Raw genomic sequence first — 17,020 nt, forward strand, 5'->3', positions numbered from 1 at the left:
CATTGTTCATACGAACCGGAGCCAGAGCGATTTCGGCAGATTTATTTACTCACAGAGCTGACGATGTAGAGCAACTGCGTTGATAGTGTAGTGGTTATCACTAGGCGTTGCCAACGCCTAAACCCGGGTTCGAGTCCCGGTCAGCGCACTCATTTCGTATACTGTCCCCTTTTTTGCACGTTTGTTTCGGTGTTGTTTTTTTATAGAAGGCGTTTTTTCGTAATTAAGGCTTGTTTTCAGGATATTTTTTTATTGATACGAGTTTTGGGTATTTGAGAAAGGTATACTATAGACTCTCTTTAGGCTTGTACCTGGGTGCCCCTAGCCTCGGGTTTATAAATGATAACGATTTTTTTTGTCTTTGGGTCGTCGAATTTCCGGAGCTGCATAGAAACCCCTCCCTTCACGAGGTGGGCGGAAGTGATTCCGGACAGGGGGTTTATAGGGGAGAAGGTAGGGTTTAGATAGCGAGGGAGTATGAGGGAGCAAGATTTCTGAGTTTTCGGAGGGATTTAAGAGGTTTTGATGTCGGGGTTGCTAGGGGGGGTGTGAGGGAGCCGCGAAGCGGCGACCGAGTTGGATGGGGGAAAAGTGGAGAGCCAGGGTTCTGTTGGAGATAATTGGTTGAGGAGAATGAAGGGACCGGACCATATTTTTTTCCGTGACAAACGCAGGTTCCGGGATCAGCGATTTAATCTCAACAGGCTCCTTGAAGGTCTCCACCGGTTTCTGCCTGAACTGGTACAATAAGACATCGTTTCCCATCTGGAAAGGTGCGGTGAAATTTACTTTTTTCAGCCGATACGAGTAACCGAACAAGCAACCGAACAAGTAATCCGAGTGATTCACTACCCTATTGATACGCCCTTGAGCGTGAGAAAGAAGAAAATGGTGGTGAGACTGAATCACCGTCCAGCGGTCATGTACAATATCCTGAAACCAGGCATGGGATCCGGGCTCACCCTACCAGGAGTAGAGATCTGTATTCCTGAATATGTTCATGGGAATTCATCAGTATCCATGTTTTTTAATTATCAACGAATGTATAACAACAATGATAGGTTTCCACAATGTACGGGACTCATAGACCTTAGGAGATATATCCATCCTGATTTTCTCACACGGGACGATGATAAGATAGTGCAGTCAGTAACTGCATAATTACATCCAGCCGGATCCGTTCTTATCACCCGTGTCATTTCCGGATATACTGACCACCAACTGGAACAAATCGTTCAGGTTTTTCTATATTCGAATATTGTTTGATATCCTTTAATACAAGGGCCATCCAGGGTTTCTTTTTCACATTTCCTTTCCGACGTCTTGTACTTTTCCAATGATCTTGATATTCCAAATATTGATTTACTTCATCAGATGACAGAAATATCTTATTTCCGAATCTTGTGAAAAAGTTTAGGGGATTTTCATCAAAAGCGATTTCGGCGATAACCCCTTCACCAACAAACCCTGTATCTTCTCGTGATTGATAAAAAACCAGTTTCATACCCGGTTGAATTTCTTTGAAGCAGGTTGCGGGTTTAATGAATACTGTTTTTCCCTTAAAAAACCGCCCCATATAGGACTTCGGTATCGGAAAAGTAACACCAATAATTTCCGTCATTTCTTTTTCCCTGATGTAATTATCTTATCATAATCACTTTTCGGTATTTCACGCATTGCAACACGAAGATGCCCGGACCACTTTGTCTTATTGGTGATAAAATCAAGCGAATCAATGAGAGGTTTGAAATCAATCGGGGGAGTATATACAGATATTCGTTTTAATCTGAATCGGTAAGGAAAAAGTTCTTCACCCATATGGGAAGGTATTGAAAATATTGCATTTGATTCTTCAAACTTCGCTTCTACTTCATATGCTCCGGATATTGCAGGAGGAAGAATCATAACGCCTTCGTGTTCCTGCCTGACATACATAAGAATTTTATCTCCAAGAGATACCCGCTCATGTAGATTTTTATTCCTTTTCGGAATACCCCAGATTAGTTTTTTATCTGTAATCTCGGAATTCATTCTGTTTGAAGAAGCCACCAAATATTTCATTCTTTATCCTATTCTGTTGCCAGAGCTTTAAATACTGCTTGCATAGGTTCTGAGTAAAAGGTGACTTGAACCTTATCCAGTAGTTCTGGAGGAATGTTACCAAAATCAGCTGCATTCGTTGTTGGAATGAGAACCTGTTTTGCACCGGCATCCATTGCAACACGTATTCTATCCCCCAAATGCTCGACTCTGGTTAAAACACCATGAATCGTCATCTCGCCCAGGACAACCATCCCCCCTGCCAGGGGTTTGTTGACAATTGCTGACAACATTGAGGTAAAAAACGCCACTCCGAGATCTGGTGAATCGGTTCCATGTCCCGGACTCATGACCTGGATACTGAGATCATAACTATCAATGTCATGTTCAAGCCCAAGTTTTCGACTATTCACTTTCAGATAATTATGAGCCATTTGTGCAGAATCCTTTATGGATTTTGAACTAATTCCTACCAGTTTTAATTTCCCAGACCCCGTGGTTCCTGCAACTTGTATCCGAAAGAGTGCGACTCTCCCCAGGCCATTGTCCCATCCAATTGTGAATATGTCTCCAGGAGAAAGAGGGGTTTCTGGAATCAATTTAGATACTCCCAGTTCCTTGCATTCCGCATAAAACTCTTCTCCTGTTTCTTTGTCGATATAGGAAAGATTGACTTTAGAAAATTCCAGAGGATTAATACGTTTCAGTTGTTCTCTCACTCTTCGTCGCATCTCAAGTCCAAAAGCCACATATTCAGCCATTTCTTCTTTTGAGCATTTTCCATCTGGATGAATGAGTTTCATCAGACCGGATATTGTTTTCTTTGCGGATTTTTCATCACGTTTACTTGCAGAACCAAATTTAAAGAATTCTTCATATTGGTAGGTATAATTTAATGGGCGGAGATTATTGTGAAAGATTTCAGCAAAATAATCGGCAACAAATCCTAAATGTGTGGTTAAATGATCCGGAATTAATTTTGGCATCTCCCAGCCGGGTAAATACCCATGCCACCGGTCATGAAATGCCGTATCATTTCGTATTGTTTCAGGGAGAGGAGTAAAAAGATGAGTTGTACGGGCTATTGATTCCACGTCGCCATCGATATTACCATTGAAAACAATGCCACCTTCAGCGGAAAGGGTTCCCTTATCATCTCCCCGTGAGAATGAACCCTGTTCCATATACCCCTTAAACATCTGCTTGTTAGATTCATCCTTAAAATGAGAGCCGGCTACTTCATCAAAAGCAACTACATCATTTTTTACTACAAGTCCGGGTTTGTCTTTTCGGTTCTTCCATCCGAAAAGATCAGCTACTGATCCTTGTCCTCCGGAAAGGAGCATGACATAAGGGGATATTTCCCGATAAACAAAAGATTTCCCAGTCTCACGGGGACCTAGTTCGATAAGGTTGTAATTCTTCTCAACCATTGGTATGAGGCGGAGAAGAATCAGCATTTTCACACGCCAAGTAAAATCAGGGTGATTGGGTTCATACCCCATGGAACGAAGGATAATATCAACCCATTCATCGCGAGTGAACTGCTTTCTCCCTTCAATCCAGTCTTCCAACCTGGCACTTGCGATCTGGATCGGTTGTATTCGTTTGATAACAAATGGCCGAGTTACTCCTCCATGAACTATCGTTTCATCGTAAATAAGTTCGATATTAGACCAGATACCTCCGGTTAATACCCGTTCATTGTCCATGACAATTTTTTCATCAATATGAACTTTCGATAGACCTGAAGTAGCAAGTTGTGCCCAATATTTTCCGCCGAGATCCTTCTCATCAAATGATACGGTGACAAGATCAATGATTTTCATTGAGCCAGACTGACGAAGTCGTGATTTTATAAGTTCGGTCTGGTCTGCCCTGACTACTCGTTCATTGATTGTACTGTGAACCAGTTCCAATCCTTTCCGTATCTCTTCTTCATCTGTTGTTGAACAGTATTTTCCAAGAAGGTACTCAAGAACGTATACCGGGATGGTAAACCCGACTTTTAATTTATGGACCAAATCTTTTCTGACTACACGACCAGGAAACGCTTCGATAAGTTTCTGATCCAAGGTATCGGGTAAATCACCAGTCATCGATATCCTGCCTCAATTCCACTTGTTCCTCTGCCAATCGTTGTTCATTTTCGGCGTCTTCTACACATACCATAAGATATTCGCCGGAAAGAAGAGCTGGAGCACCTGGGACAAGTTCAAGTTGTATGGTCTGAACTCCTCCACCGGGATTAACAGATATTGGTTCTTTCTGTTTAAAGACCACTCTTCCCTCTTTATCTCTCACTTTTACCAGAACAGTTCGGCCAGAAAGGGATTCATCAGCTCCGAACAATCGTTTCTGCCCCCCATCTTCAATTTGAACCCGAGGTGTCAGGCTTGTAATAAACTGAACGGGTTTTAGAACGATGGTGATCTCAGTAGTTTTTTGAGGCCATTCTGCATAAATTACCGGGATAATGATCTCCTGAAGGGTGGCTCCACCGTGGAAAAATCCAAGCCCTCCATATGTTTTAAAGGCATTTGTACTCCATGGGACACGAACCGTCAGATCAGATCCAGAGGCAGGAAGGATGAGAGATTTTGTAGAACTCAAATTTCTGCCAACAACTGCTCGTCTTGATTGCCAAAGGATATTTCCGTTATTTTCAATAGTCTCGATATCATCTTCGCCAGGTTGCCAATGGAAGTATCCATGATCGGTGACAATTACAAAACGGTTCCATCCTTTTTCCCGTATCTTTTTTATTCCCTTTGTATATCGCCTGAGAAGGTTCTCTGCACCGGTTTGTTTCAATTCTCCAATGGTTCCACTTGCATCGAGTTCTCCCCCCTCAACAACCATCATCGGATTGTTTTTATTTGGCTTTTTGATATCCCCACTTAAGACCTCATCCATTAACATAAACTGTTTTACCCCAAGAGAACGGGAAAACCAGTCCCTCCAATTACCCGCAACGGTAAGATCTTTTAGGAAGTCGTTCGTTGTTACGGTAAAATTCCCTTTAGTTTCATCGAATGATACTTTCAATTGAGAGGAAGAAATAGGGAGTGAATGGGGTTTCCCGATCATGGTGATACTGGGAAGTGAAGCCCGGGCATAATGGACCTGAGCACGTTGTCCCCCTTCACCCTGGTTAAGCATTGCGGCTAGTCTTACACCCAGATCATATCGTAGGGCATCAAGAAATATGAAAACCAAAGGACCTTTTTGGAGCTGAAGAAGATTATTTGCCTTTTCACCAGCGGTCTCGAGTGTTGAGATCCCATTACAGTCATGAGCGAGACGTTCTGAGAAGAGCGAGCCAATATGAGATACAATCTGGAGGTAAAGTCGCTTTAATCGATCCCTTATTTCATTGATATCATCGGAGAACTCTTCTTTTTCTTCAAATAGTAATTCACCAGCTTCATCGATGGTATAACCAGACTGGGTATACCATTCAATGGCCTGCATAACAGAAGACCACGGATTGATGGCATTTCCAACCAATAGAGTCTGGGCTATAGAACTTAATTTTAACAGATGACTCCACCAAACAGTATGATCAACTGATGCACGGTTCCCAAAGAAAGAATCGGTATGAGATTGGTACCATTCTTTTCTTTTTGAAAGGATTTGTGCAAGATCCTGTATTGATTGAGTGGAAATTAGTGATGAGATCTCTCTGCGAAATAATTCACGTTCGATGTGATATGATGACGATGGCTCAGCATTGTCAGGGATATCGGGTGCAATCGAACGGATGCTGGTAAGTCGTTCGGCTTCTAATACGATTCGTTCATATGTCTCAAAATATGGAACGGTGTTTTTCCAGGTATCCAGTATATTTTTCAGGGTTTTTTCCCGAATCTTTCCTTCAGGAATTACCCGGTGGCTATCCCCAGGATTCTTTCCGGGGTATTGTCGTGCGATCTCTGTACACAGGAGAGTTGCGACAACTTCACGTCTCCATTTTTTTTCATCTTCTAAGGTGGGTTCAGGCAGACCGAATTCGTGTACTAGTCGATTTGATAATAGGATGAATTCATCCTGTTTCAGATCAGATAAACGGGAGGTTGGACTCCCAATTATTTCCAGGACCCTGGCATCGGTAATAATATTGTCCGATCCGCTTCTGGTCCATACATCTTTTGTCTCATCAAACCACTGAAGGGCGTAAGATTTGAGGGTTTCTCCCATCTTCTGCTCTTGGTCCCAGGGAATTTCTGCTCCAAATGAACGTAAAGCCTCGGCTAATCGTAATTGTTTTGTACAAGGTGCTTTGAGTGCTTCGATAGCAAACCAGGTCATTTCATTATCTTGGATAGGTAGTCGGATAATCCGGGGGCGATGAGGTTCCTGATTGAGGGTATATCGAATATTGAGTTCATGTATTTCCTCTCCGTCCCAATATTCTATATTGCTATCAGACGAGAATTTTTTAAGGATATCTTTCCATTCTCCCTGGCTATCATACCAGAGAACCCAACCATGTTCGTCATTTAGGTACGGACAGATAATTGAAGATAACCAGGAGTGAAATGTTTTGTTGTTATCTGAAGCCGATGTCATATGGCTAGCCCTATTAATGAATACATATTTTGTTCTTCATCCCTTACATAGTATCCAAAATTGACTTTAGATTCGCATATGAATCTTTAGCCTCATCTATTGATTTTACACCTGCGATTACAATTTTCCCACTTGAAAAAATCAGAGCAGTCCCATGTTTCATCCGGTAGATAAGACCTGGGAATTGTTCAGGCTCGTATTCAACATTTTCCATCGATGCACTATTACACATGTGTGTAAGGTTAATTTTCTCTCCATAGTTCTCAAGAATGACAATATTTCTTATAATTGGTGATTCTGCTAAAGACGTATTGACATATGATGTAAGTAACGAAATGAATTCTTTCCAGGTTTCAATAAGTATATCGGGATTTTTCAGCCCAGTAAAGATGTATTTTCCAGATCTATACACTGTAGCCTTGCAGGAGGAGAGCAAGATATATCCCCCATGATACTTTTCAGTATTATAAATATAGATAGAACCAAGGGACCGTAGCGTATCAAGGTCAACAGACTGGTGCAAATCTCCCGATGCCACGATGTTTGTGATAATCATAGCCTAATCTGAATCTTCGTTCGTGGTTATTGATGCAATTTTATCATAAGGAGAACCAAATTTTTCAATATAGTTCTCAAAATCTTTTGGCTTTATGTAAATTTTTGCCATTTCTTCAAATTTCATATATGCAATCCATGCACAAAATAATGCTTTTTTCTTATCAATTTCTGGTTTCACCATTGAAGCTAATAAAGAATCACTTGATGCATCGACAAAATGGGGATTTACTTTTCCTTCTCTAATTTTTTTCATGATTAATTGAGTATTGTAAATTAAATCTTCAATGGTCTTCCCTGTTGAATATTTAAAGATAGGGATTGGATGATATCCAATAATCTCCTTAAGATTCAGATGAGTATAGGGATTGCGGAATTTCTTTGTAAAAAATCTTAAAAATGATATATCCTCTAAAAATAATAAATTATTGTTGAAAGCATATTGTATAGCACTTCCCATTGTACCGGTTTTCACTTCTCCAGTTTTCAAGAGAATAATTATTTTCAAAGTTTTTTCAAGTAATTGTCCTATCAGAATTATTCCAGCATCAAAAAGAGAGAAACACAAACATCGATAAGATTCTTGGTATATATTATAAAGATGGTCATCTAGAATAACATCTTTAGATATGGGAGTTGGTAAAAGATCATATATTTGATTAATACTCTCAACACCAATTGAAATTAAATCCTCTTTTCTTAATGAAAGTTCATTATCTCTCATTCAAGTTACCATAAAAGAGTACAATTTTGATGTGAGTAAACCTCAATATTTATTGATATTCGAAATATCATGAGATCTTCATCCCATATAACCTCTGATACTCAGAAATTGCAAATAAATCAGTCATTGAGGAGATATAATCACAGATTGTGCGTAAAAATAACGGATCATATACTACTAGTTTTCTCATTTTTTCATCGTTAATATCAGATATGTATCGGATATTCATCTCCAAGCTTTTTTGTTTCAACAATAATTTACCAATAGATTCAATTTTACAATTAACTGAATAATAGAGAAGAACAGAATCTGGCAACTGTAGTGGATTTGAGAGGTAGGCTTTTAGCAGTTGCCTTATTACAAATCTCCCTTTCTCATTTTCACTTATCACAGAATAATCATTTACGATGTATCTCTCTTGAATATCCTTTAAAAATAGATATATTGGATTACTTTTCAAAATTGCATTTTCTGAACATATATCCATATCTATGGGATAAAAAGTTGTTTTATCTTGATAAATTGTATTTTGATTACGTATTTTGTAATAATCTTCCATCTTTTGTTGAATTCTTTCGATTGAATGTAACACGATATTTCCAATCAATATACTGACAAACTCCTTACAATATTGGGGTTTTAATTTATGGGAGTTTTTATCAATCAGATTTTCAATTTGTGGATAATCTGATAGCAGTTTTGATAATTTTCCATTCTTTATTTGATCTTCAATTTGTTGGAGTATAATATCTTTACTTGCAAAATTAGCTTCTATTGCGTCTTCAACATCATGACTTACCTGAGCAATTTCATCAGCAAGACTAACTAATTGTCCTTCAATTGTAGATGCAAAAGAATTTTGCATATAAAAATCTTCATTATCTGATATCCCCTCGTATTCGACATTATATTTTGATTCTCGATATTTTAGTTTTGAATGTTTCAATATACCTTCTAATACAGGAATCGTTAAATTCAACCCAGAAAAACTAAAGTACCCTTTCTCTCTTTCTGAAAGTAAACGAACACTCTGATAGTTATGTTTAAAGCCAATATTTATTTGACCTATTGGATCAAGCTTTGATTTTACCCAGATATGTGCATCTTCTCCAGATAAAAAACCAGAAAGGGTTCTTTCTCCGATATGGCCGAAAGGAGTATGACCTACATCATGCCCTAAAGCTATGGCTTCAGTAAGATCTTCATGAACACCTACTGCCCGAGCTAAAGATCGAGCAATCTGAGCAACCTCAAGTGTATGGGTAAGTCGTGTTCTTAAATGTTCATTCATCTCACCGGTAAAACTCACCTGGGTTTTATGCATCATCCGTCTAAACGAACGTGAATACAGGATTCTGTCTCTATCACGATGAAATGAGTTCCGTGGCTCTTGCATCCGTAAGGATTCAGGCTCTTTCTTAGGTTCTACGTGAATACGCCGATTATACGGGTCTCCATCTTTTGCAGCTAATGGATGCAATCTTTTTTGAGTTTGATTATTCTTCATTATCTTAACTTCCAAGATTCGAATTCATCTAAAATTAGGTTAGTTGATGATAAACATACGAAAATGAAATCACCGGATTCTTACTCTTACTGTGTTTTTTTCTCTTAATGATACGTACAACGGAATTTCCGCTTGGTGAGTTAATCGGACCACAATAGCATAGTCTTGTTTATATCTCGGATTTGTAATCCATTTATTATGAGCAGTTACAGCAACTATAAGGGGGTATAACGGATTAATATCAGGCTTTTTTTGAAATTTTCGTATCCCTTTCTGATGAATACTGCGTTTTCTAAGATTTGTCTTAGGGTATAATTCAATTTCATGTTTTTTTAATGCGTTTGTTTCATTATCTTCTTCATTTTCATCCTGATTTAAAAATGAGGCTGATTTTCTTAGATCATCTACAGAGATATTTTTGAATAACCTGAAAGAAAGCATGTTACCAAGATAATCGATGCGGTTTCTATTTGTAGGAGGATTATATACTAATGATACCGATATCGTTCTTTTTCCCTTCGTAGTGATGAATTCTGAAGGCAGAAATATTGTATAAAATTGCACATGATCCAGTGAAATGGAATTGACTTTTTTTAGCACCACGGAATGGTCATCAGAAAGTAATGCTTTTTGAATTGATGGTTTTCCATATCCATAGATATGAAGAAGTTTTGATAATTCTTTGTCAGTATTGCTATCTTTATATTTCAAATATTGAGTTGGCAATTCATCTGGAAAATCAGCTGAAGAAAAGAGCAATGCCTTTTGTAGATTTGCCGAATAAGACGGGAATTTAGCGAACAATTGTGAGTAATAATGAGTGATATAGGGTGTTGAAAAACTGGTTCCAATATCTTTCCCTAAAAAATTCCCTTTTGTTATCCAATTAGGTTCGAGAACAAGAACTCCATCTTCTAAAGCATACTCACCTTCTTCATCTGGTATGGTTGAATAAATAATATCACCACCCTGGTGAACAAACTCGGGTTTGATCATCTTACCATATCCAGGGCCGATGCTCGTAAAAGGAGAAGGATACCCCGCGTTGCTTTTAACCATAATTTTTTCAGGAGTTCCTTCATAAAAAGAATATTCCTGAGCAATGGAGCCCACAACCACAGCATAAGCTGAATTTGCAGGAGATCTGATGTTATAATCTTCGTACTCACCTAATAGATAATCAGGATATCTTTCAGGATAATCGGTAGGATACGAATTCCCAGCTGAACATACGAATATACAATCAAATTTGTTGGATAATTCATCGATAAGAGCAGACAAAGGGGAGAGATGATTATCATAAGTCATATCAAGATCAAGTGTTTCATCATAATTATCAGGATTATCAAGATTAAAGGAACAATTAATTAATCTTATTTCTGGGTGTTTTTCAAGAATTTGAGTAATTAAATATTCAAGGCACTTTTCAAATATTGAGTTTTCTTCAATAGACACTTCATCAAGAGATCCATTTGTATCAGAGTATGGCAATTTCGCTGAAATTAATCTGCAAACTGGAGAGTAATTTTCTGACCGGTGAGATTCATAAAGATCACCATATAATATGATCCCGGCAACTTCAGTTCCATGACCTGAAGAGTCTCCTGCCGTTTCTGTAATAATTGGAGGATCAACGGCTGTATTACATGTATATTCGTGATATATTGAATTTATCAATAGGGGATGACCTGAGCGAACCCCACTATCAATCATAAGAACAGAAGGGGAACCTTCTTTCAGTTGTTTTGGGACTGGTAAATTCTTGATTGAACAGGGAAGTGTATGTAAGGATAATAACGGTTTGTTTGGCCGATCGATTCTGCAAATCTCGTCCCATTGAAGAAGAGTTGAGAAAATTTCCTTATTAATTCTTAACTTAACCAATGCAAAGGTTTCTGATATGAATTGATCTAAAAAATCCCCTCCCCTATCTAACACATAAATTTTAATCTTATCAATAATTTTATTTAAGTAGGCTCTCTCCAATCTCCATAATTCAATATCAATTATTTCATAACTATCTGTAAGTAAAGGATTTTTTTGTAATTTTTTCCCAATCTTTTTTTCAGGAGATATTTTTCGAATATTTCCTATTGCTCCAAATTCTTTGTACCTGTTTTCTTCCTGAGAATATGTTGCGCATTTTTTATAAAATTTTGAGAATGAGATATCAGTTGTTGAAGTAATCCATGTACCTTTTTTTAGAGGATTCGGTGATATAACATTAATATCGATTCTCTTAAGAAAAGTGGTGAAAGACTGTTCATGTATCGATGATTGATTTACTATTAATTCAAAAAGATGAGGAAATCCTTCAATATGGTTTGGATCAGTATTAAAGTGAGTACGGACTGATTCAATATCTCGATTTATTTGAGCAAAAAATTCATTTCTATTAATATGAGTTGAAATTATCCCAGGTCTTCCTTTTCGTCTTTTTGATAGCGGCCGATAGTGTACTAGATCTAAATGTTCAGGCATAAGATCCCTTCAAGAAACCTTTTCTCTTGTTTTGTCGAGATATTGCATCTTTAATATCAGATAGTTCAATTGTGGTGCGATTATTCAATATACATTCTTTTATCGCTGCGACGCAAACCTGTTCAATATCTGAACCTGAATAATACGAAGCGGATCTTGCAATCTTTTCAATATTTACTTCGTCAGAGAGGTGAACCATCTTAAGATATTTCTCAAAGATCCTTTCTCTATTTTTGACAGAAGGCAAGTCAAAAAAAATAATATCATCAAATCGTCGCCACACTCCAACATCTAATAAATGGGCATGATTTGTTGCTGCGATAATAATTGAGTTGCCTTTGAAATGATCTAACATAAGCATGAAGTTATTTACTACACGTTTAATCTCACCATGTTCAGTTGGATCATCCCGTTTTTTACCAATAATATCGAATTCATCAAAAAGAACTACATATTGTCCAATACTTATAAAATCAAAGATATGTTTTAAATTAGCCGACGTTTCACCAAGATATGAAGAGATTACCGATTCAAAATTTACCGTAACAAGAGGAAGGGAAAGTTTGAAGCTTAAAACCTCGGCTGATGATGTTTTCCCTGTCCCCGGTTGACCGGTAAATAATAGTTTTTGTTTTGGTTTCAATCCATATTTAGCGAGATTATCTGCAAATTTTCTTTCTGTGATGATCTGTTCAATTGAGTTCTGAGTATCTATTGCTAAAATTAAGCTCGACCAATCGGTTAGAGGGGAGTTAATATCTAATAAATCAAATCCACGTTCTGTATCTTTTGGAACTTGATGATTTTTATAATTCGAAGAGTAGTGATTCGAATTGGATTCTCGAATTAATTGTCCAAAATTATTATCGCTTAACGTTCTATCAGATATATCGGGCTGTTTTTTCCTCATATTTCCCCTTCATTAATTACTCTATACCAGCTATTGTAACAATATGATAATTCATGCATCGAAATTCCATCCCCCATCACCACCACCCACACTTCGGCAATTTCCCTTCCCGGCACCATCTCCGTTCATCAGCCCGCCATTCAGCCCGGTCTGCGATCGCTTTCTCCACATCCTTCTTTGCAATCACATCCGCAGCCAGTACCCCTGCCTTCTGGACCGGAGCAACATTCACTCTGACCCCGTCGTTGATATCCGGAACATACGCCTGTTCCTGGGCCAGGAATCCTGCAGCATCAGATGGGAATGGTTTAACGCCGTCGATAGAACACCAATTATCAAGGGATTCACCCCTTACAATCTCCTCAAGTTTTTTGCAGGCAAACCCCTGCTTTGCCAGCTCTTCCAGTTTCTTATCAAACGCTTTCAGTTCTCCAATGAGTTCTGAAAGTTCTCGAACCCGGCGGTCCTGGTCTTCACTCCGGTCTGATATCCCTTCAAGGTCCCGAAGCTGTGTCTCATACCGCTGCCTGAGCGTTCCCACATACTGACTCCGGATCTTCGGGATCGTGTCCTGGTTCATCGCTTGATAATAGACAAAACAGGCAAATGCTGGGGTTTTCTTCTTGGTGAAGGCTCCACTCTGCAGTTGCCAGGCAACCGGCCGTTTCTTGAACTGCTTGGTATGGTGTTTGAAGAACGTGGTTGTCAGCCAGGCCTCCAGGGATGAGCCCATGACCTCGGTGAAGTATCGTTCCGCTTCCCGGAGATCCTCACCTTCTGCGGTCAGACGTTCCCGAACCCGTTCAAGCAGGGTCGACTCTCCACATCCCCCGGTGATCGGGATGATACCATCATCGTCAGCCCAGGCCGGGACCGGTTCACCCGCCTCGATCTGTTTCGGCCACCGGTGACCAAGCATCTGGAGGATCAGGACTGTGTACCGGTCGGCAAGGATCCGCTGTTCCTCGGGAATACACCGCCAGCCTTCAGCAATACCTTCCTGAAGGAGCCAGTAAATAGAGATGGGGTGAATCTCCAGTTTCTGGGAGAGTTCTTCGAGAAAGGTTTCGGCAGGGATGGGGATCCGGGCACCAACAACGGTTTCTTCCTCATCGCCTCCGGCGGGTTCTTCGGGCTCGTCCTCCTTCGCTCCCGGTCCGGCTTCGTAGAGGGAGCGGAGGCGGGGTTTTATTGAGTCATTGAGGGAGATTCGGTGGTGGGTAATGAGATAATCAATAACTTCCTGGGGAAGTTTAGGGATATCATCTGGAAGAGAAGGGAGAGAATCGTAGTTGGTGATGAGAGGGAACCAGCCGGCAGGAGTTCCGGTTTCATAAATGATCAAATCCTGAGAACTTTCATCAATTTCAAAGGATTCAAAGGATAATTTTTCAATTATCCCTTCGACAATTATGATTATTAATTCATCAAGAATTGATTTTTCTCTAAAATTATAGGATTTTTCTAGTAACTCTGTAGCACAATTTTTTCCCTTATAAAAAAGAGCTATTTCTACGCATCTACTTATTAAATTCTTAAAACTATTTAAAGATGGAATTGGCAAACGCTCAATGTAACCCGATTCGAACCCCAGTTTTTGAGAAATAGCCCTAGCAAAAAATGTTGATAAATGTGAATTTAAAATCCCAATATAAAATAAACTATCCGAAAAATCTTCATTAAAAAAGACACTATTGCTGCCATGCGAATAAATACAAGAATTTAACTTTCTAAATCCTAATCCGCTAACAACTTTTGTATATGTCCATCCTTCCTTAAAATAAGTACTTTCATTTTTTACAACCCAAGCATAGTCCCCTTTCAAATAGGTATATTTTTCGATAACAGAGTTTTTTATTCGGGAACCGTTGGAACCCCAATCCACTAGATAATTTTCTAATCCCGTCCATTTTTGAAATCTACCTGCTTTTACGAAAATTACCCATCTTAAGGTATTTTTGTAATTAATTTCATGAATTAATCTAACAAATCGAGCATTGTTTGCTGATGCTAATCCTTGTCTGGATTGGGACAATGAAGACAGTTTTTGATTATGTATTAGTATCTCGATTAAAGGATATTCTAAATAGTATACTAGAGGAGAATTTTCTATTCTTGTGAAAATTAGTTGGTTAATTTTTTTTATGTCACTAACATTTTTATTAATCAATCCTTTTTGTTTATCTGCTGCATTACAACAACCAGTTAATCGATAAGTAAGGATTTCGTGCTTTTCATGTGGAGTCTGGTTTGATAGGATGAATAATACAGTACTAACAACTTCCCCACCAATTTCTTCAAAAGCATGTGGCCCAAGATGAGCTAATAATTCAATTGAACTTTCTCTCAATAATCCTTTGAAGTTATAATTTGATACATCTTTGCCTTTTTCTTCAAATCTTGCTCTAAAATTTGAAAATGTCCCAAGAAACATCCACGACTGTTGGGTGACCATCGCTACCTTACCACCCTTCTTATTAAGCCCAAGATTTCGAAGAATAAAAGCTGCATAAAGATCGCGTTTCCCTTCCGAATAATGTCTCTCGACATACTTCTTGAGCATCGACCCCATGTTTCCCGAGCCCATATACGGGGGATTCGCAGCCACCACATCGTACCGTCTTGACAGGAGATCTACGATCTGCATCCCCTGCACGGCAGCCTGCGAGAAGAAACGCTCAGTCGGGTTCGCCCGTTCTGCTTCCGCAGAAAACTGCTCCCGAATCCGGTCCATCACCCCGGCCTGCCATTCCTCGTACTCCCCGGTGCTCTTCGGAGCCATCAGCATGGTCTGTCCGGATAATTCCCCGCCAAAGGTTGCCTGACCACCGAGGCCCTTCCGGATAACCTCTAACTCTTTCTTTACCGGCTCTTCGATCTGCACCAGGCTTCCCAGTTCATCAACATGGGCCAGGCCATCAAAGATTGCTTCAAGAGCCTTTGAAAGTGGTTTATCTTCAGGATGTTTGGCTAAAAATTCAGCAAGGTGATCCTTTTCCTTCGGAAGCCGGATGTTTGTCGCAACCAGGTTCTTCGGTGTCCCGGTAAATTCAAAGACCTGGGTAGCCGCTTTCATCCAGAGGGCTGCACGGGCAATCTGAACGGCCCGTTCATCGATATCAATCCCGAAGAGATTATGGGAGAGGATTCCTTTGCATATCTTATCCGGTTCCGTCACCTTCCCTTCTGCCTCGTACATCTGGTATAAGATATCAAACGCTTCGATGAGGAAATGCCCGGATCCACATGCAGGATCGAGAAACGTTATTGATGCAACATTCTTCTGCTTCACCGGAGCACGGTCAGCGTCCTTCACATAGTATTCCCAGGAGGAACAAAGATTAGACTCCGGGTGCATCTGCATCCAGATCGCTCCCAGGCTGTTCTGCACCAGGAACTTGACCATGTACGGTTCGGTATAAAGCTGGGTGGCCGGGATGATCTCGGCTGCACCCTCGATCTTCTTCCCCTTCTTTGTCCGGAGTTGTTCAAAGACCCGGTCCTTCTCTTCTCCATTCCAGTATTGGTATGCCCATCCAAGGGCATCAGGAGCGGAGAAGACGGAATCGTCAGCGATTATCTTTCCGCTCACCGCCTGGGTTCCGGAGAGGAGAGCGATGCATTCTTTCAGAGCCGCTACAGATGGCCGGAGAGCAACACCCGGAGCCTGGGGGTCGAAAATGCCAGGCAGGGTTTTTGCATGTTCTGAAAACGCCGCATCCAACATGGCAAACAGTCCGCCATCCTGACCGGTACAGAGTTGGGGGGATTTCTCTGCAATCCGTTTAAGTGCCAGGGATCGACCACCATACGAATCCTTGGTGATGATCACCTCGTCGATGAGCCCTCGTGATTCCATGCACCGGAGGATGAGAAGACGGTTCGCCCAGCTGTACGCGGTCTCCCGCACGAATTCTTCCACCGCTACTTTGCGATCGATGCCAGCCTCGTCACGAAGGGCAAGATAGGCATCTATTACGGTCCGGGCGTTTTTATCTTCGGGTGACAGATGAGTTAGCTGCTCAGCAGGTAGGGGATCTCGGTCCCACCAGATTCCAAGTGAGTTGAGTCGCTGCTCCAGATCTCCGGCATGCCAGACATCATCAGTGTCATAATATCCTTCAAGGATATGGCGAAGATTCAGACAGAGCGGGCGGAGGATCTTCTTCTGCTCCGGATCCATTAGAAAGGCCTCCTTATTGAGAGAATAAATGTATTGGAGATAAGATCA

At 40.1% G+C, this 17,020-nt stretch carries 11 protein-coding genes and 1 tRNA gene; 2 read left to right on the forward strand and 10 right to left on the reverse strand.

All coding sequences use genetic code 11. The annotated features are described in order from the left end of the window. The first annotated feature begins 76 nt into the window (after positions 1-76). Together KSK55_RS06590 and KSK55_RS06595 are read left to right on the forward strand one after the other, a co-directional pair. Positions 77-148: transfer RNA gene (locus KSK55_RS06590), tRNA-Gly, on the forward strand. Positions 149-894: 746 nt separating this feature from the next. After that, positions 895-1,161, forward strand: coding sequence for a hypothetical protein (locus tag KSK55_RS06595; RefSeq protein ID WP_218608628.1), 267 nt, complete (start codon positions 895-897; stop codon positions 1,159-1,161). 34 nt (positions 1,162-1,195) lie between these two features. Here the strand turns inward: KSK55_RS06595 and KSK55_RS06600 are convergent, their stop codons facing one another. From KSK55_RS06600 to pglX, 10 genes are all read right to left on the reverse strand, one after another. After that, positions 1,196-1,621 (reverse strand): DUF365 domain-containing protein, encoded by a 426-nt coding sequence (locus KSK55_RS06600; protein ID WP_218608629.1) that lies wholly within the window; start codon positions 1,619-1,621, stop codon positions 1,196-1,198. Continuing rightward, positions 1,618-2,031 (reverse strand): EVE domain-containing protein, encoded by a 414-nt coding sequence (locus tag KSK55_RS06605; RefSeq protein WP_256664240.1) that lies wholly within the window; start codon positions 2,029-2,031, stop codon positions 1,618-1,620. Before KSK55_RS06605 ends, KSK55_RS06600 begins: the two co-directional genes overlap by 4 nt. A 38-nt stretch (positions 2,032-2,069) precedes the next feature. Further along, the gene (gene brxL / locus KSK55_RS06610) at positions 2,070-4,139 is read right to left on the reverse strand and encodes a protease Lon-related BREX system protein BrxL (RefSeq protein ID WP_218608631.1); all 2,070 of its coding nucleotides are present in this window, start codon (positions 4,137-4,139) and stop codon (positions 2,070-2,072) included. Further along, complete coding sequence (locus tag KSK55_RS06615; RefSeq protein ID WP_218608632.1) at positions 4,129-6,612, reverse strand: PglZ domain-containing protein; 2,484 nt, start codon at positions 6,610-6,612, stop codon at positions 4,129-4,131. The genes brxL and KSK55_RS06615 overlap by 11 nt, the downstream gene beginning before the upstream one ends. 43 nt (positions 6,613-6,655) lie before the next feature. Next, complete coding sequence (locus KSK55_RS06620) at positions 6,656-7,150, reverse strand: TBP family protein (protein WP_256664242.1); 495 nt, start codon at positions 7,148-7,150, stop codon at positions 6,656-6,658. A gap of 21 nt (positions 7,151-7,171) precedes the next feature. Further along, a complete protein-coding gene (locus tag KSK55_RS06625) occupies positions 7,172-7,891 on the reverse strand; it encodes a hypothetical protein (RefSeq protein WP_218608634.1) in 720 nt (239 codons plus the stop codon). Positions 7,892-7,958: 67 nt separating this feature from the next. Further along, positions 7,959-9,398 (reverse strand): deoxyguanosinetriphosphate triphosphohydrolase family protein, encoded by a 1,440-nt coding sequence (locus tag KSK55_RS06630; RefSeq protein WP_218608635.1) that lies wholly within the window; start codon positions 9,396-9,398, stop codon positions 7,959-7,961. Positions 9,399-9,467: 69 nt separating this feature from the next. Continuing rightward, the gene (locus tag KSK55_RS06635) at positions 9,468-11,879 is read right to left on the reverse strand and encodes a S8 family peptidase (RefSeq protein ID WP_218608636.1); all 2,412 of its coding nucleotides are present in this window, start codon (positions 11,877-11,879) and stop codon (positions 9,468-9,470) included. Continuing rightward, positions 11,872-12,789 carry an AAA family ATPase gene (locus KSK55_RS06640; RefSeq protein ID WP_218608637.1) on the reverse strand — a complete coding sequence of 306 codons (918 nt, stop codon included), beginning with the start codon at positions 12,787-12,789 and terminating at the stop codon, positions 11,872-11,874. Before KSK55_RS06640 ends, KSK55_RS06635 begins: the two co-directional genes overlap by 8 nt. A 76-nt stretch (positions 12,790-12,865) precedes the next feature. Then, the gene (gene pglX, locus KSK55_RS06645; RefSeq protein ID WP_218608638.1) at positions 12,866-16,972 is read right to left on the reverse strand and encodes a BREX-1 system adenine-specific DNA-methyltransferase PglX; all 4,107 of its coding nucleotides are present in this window, start codon (positions 16,970-16,972) and stop codon (positions 12,866-12,868) included. Positions 16,973-17,020: the final 48 nt, after the last annotated feature.

It is taken from the genome of Methanospirillum hungatei (assembly GCF_019263745.1).
Classification (GTDB): domain Archaea; phylum Halobacteriota; class Methanomicrobia; order Methanomicrobiales; family Methanospirillaceae; genus Methanospirillum; species Methanospirillum purgamenti.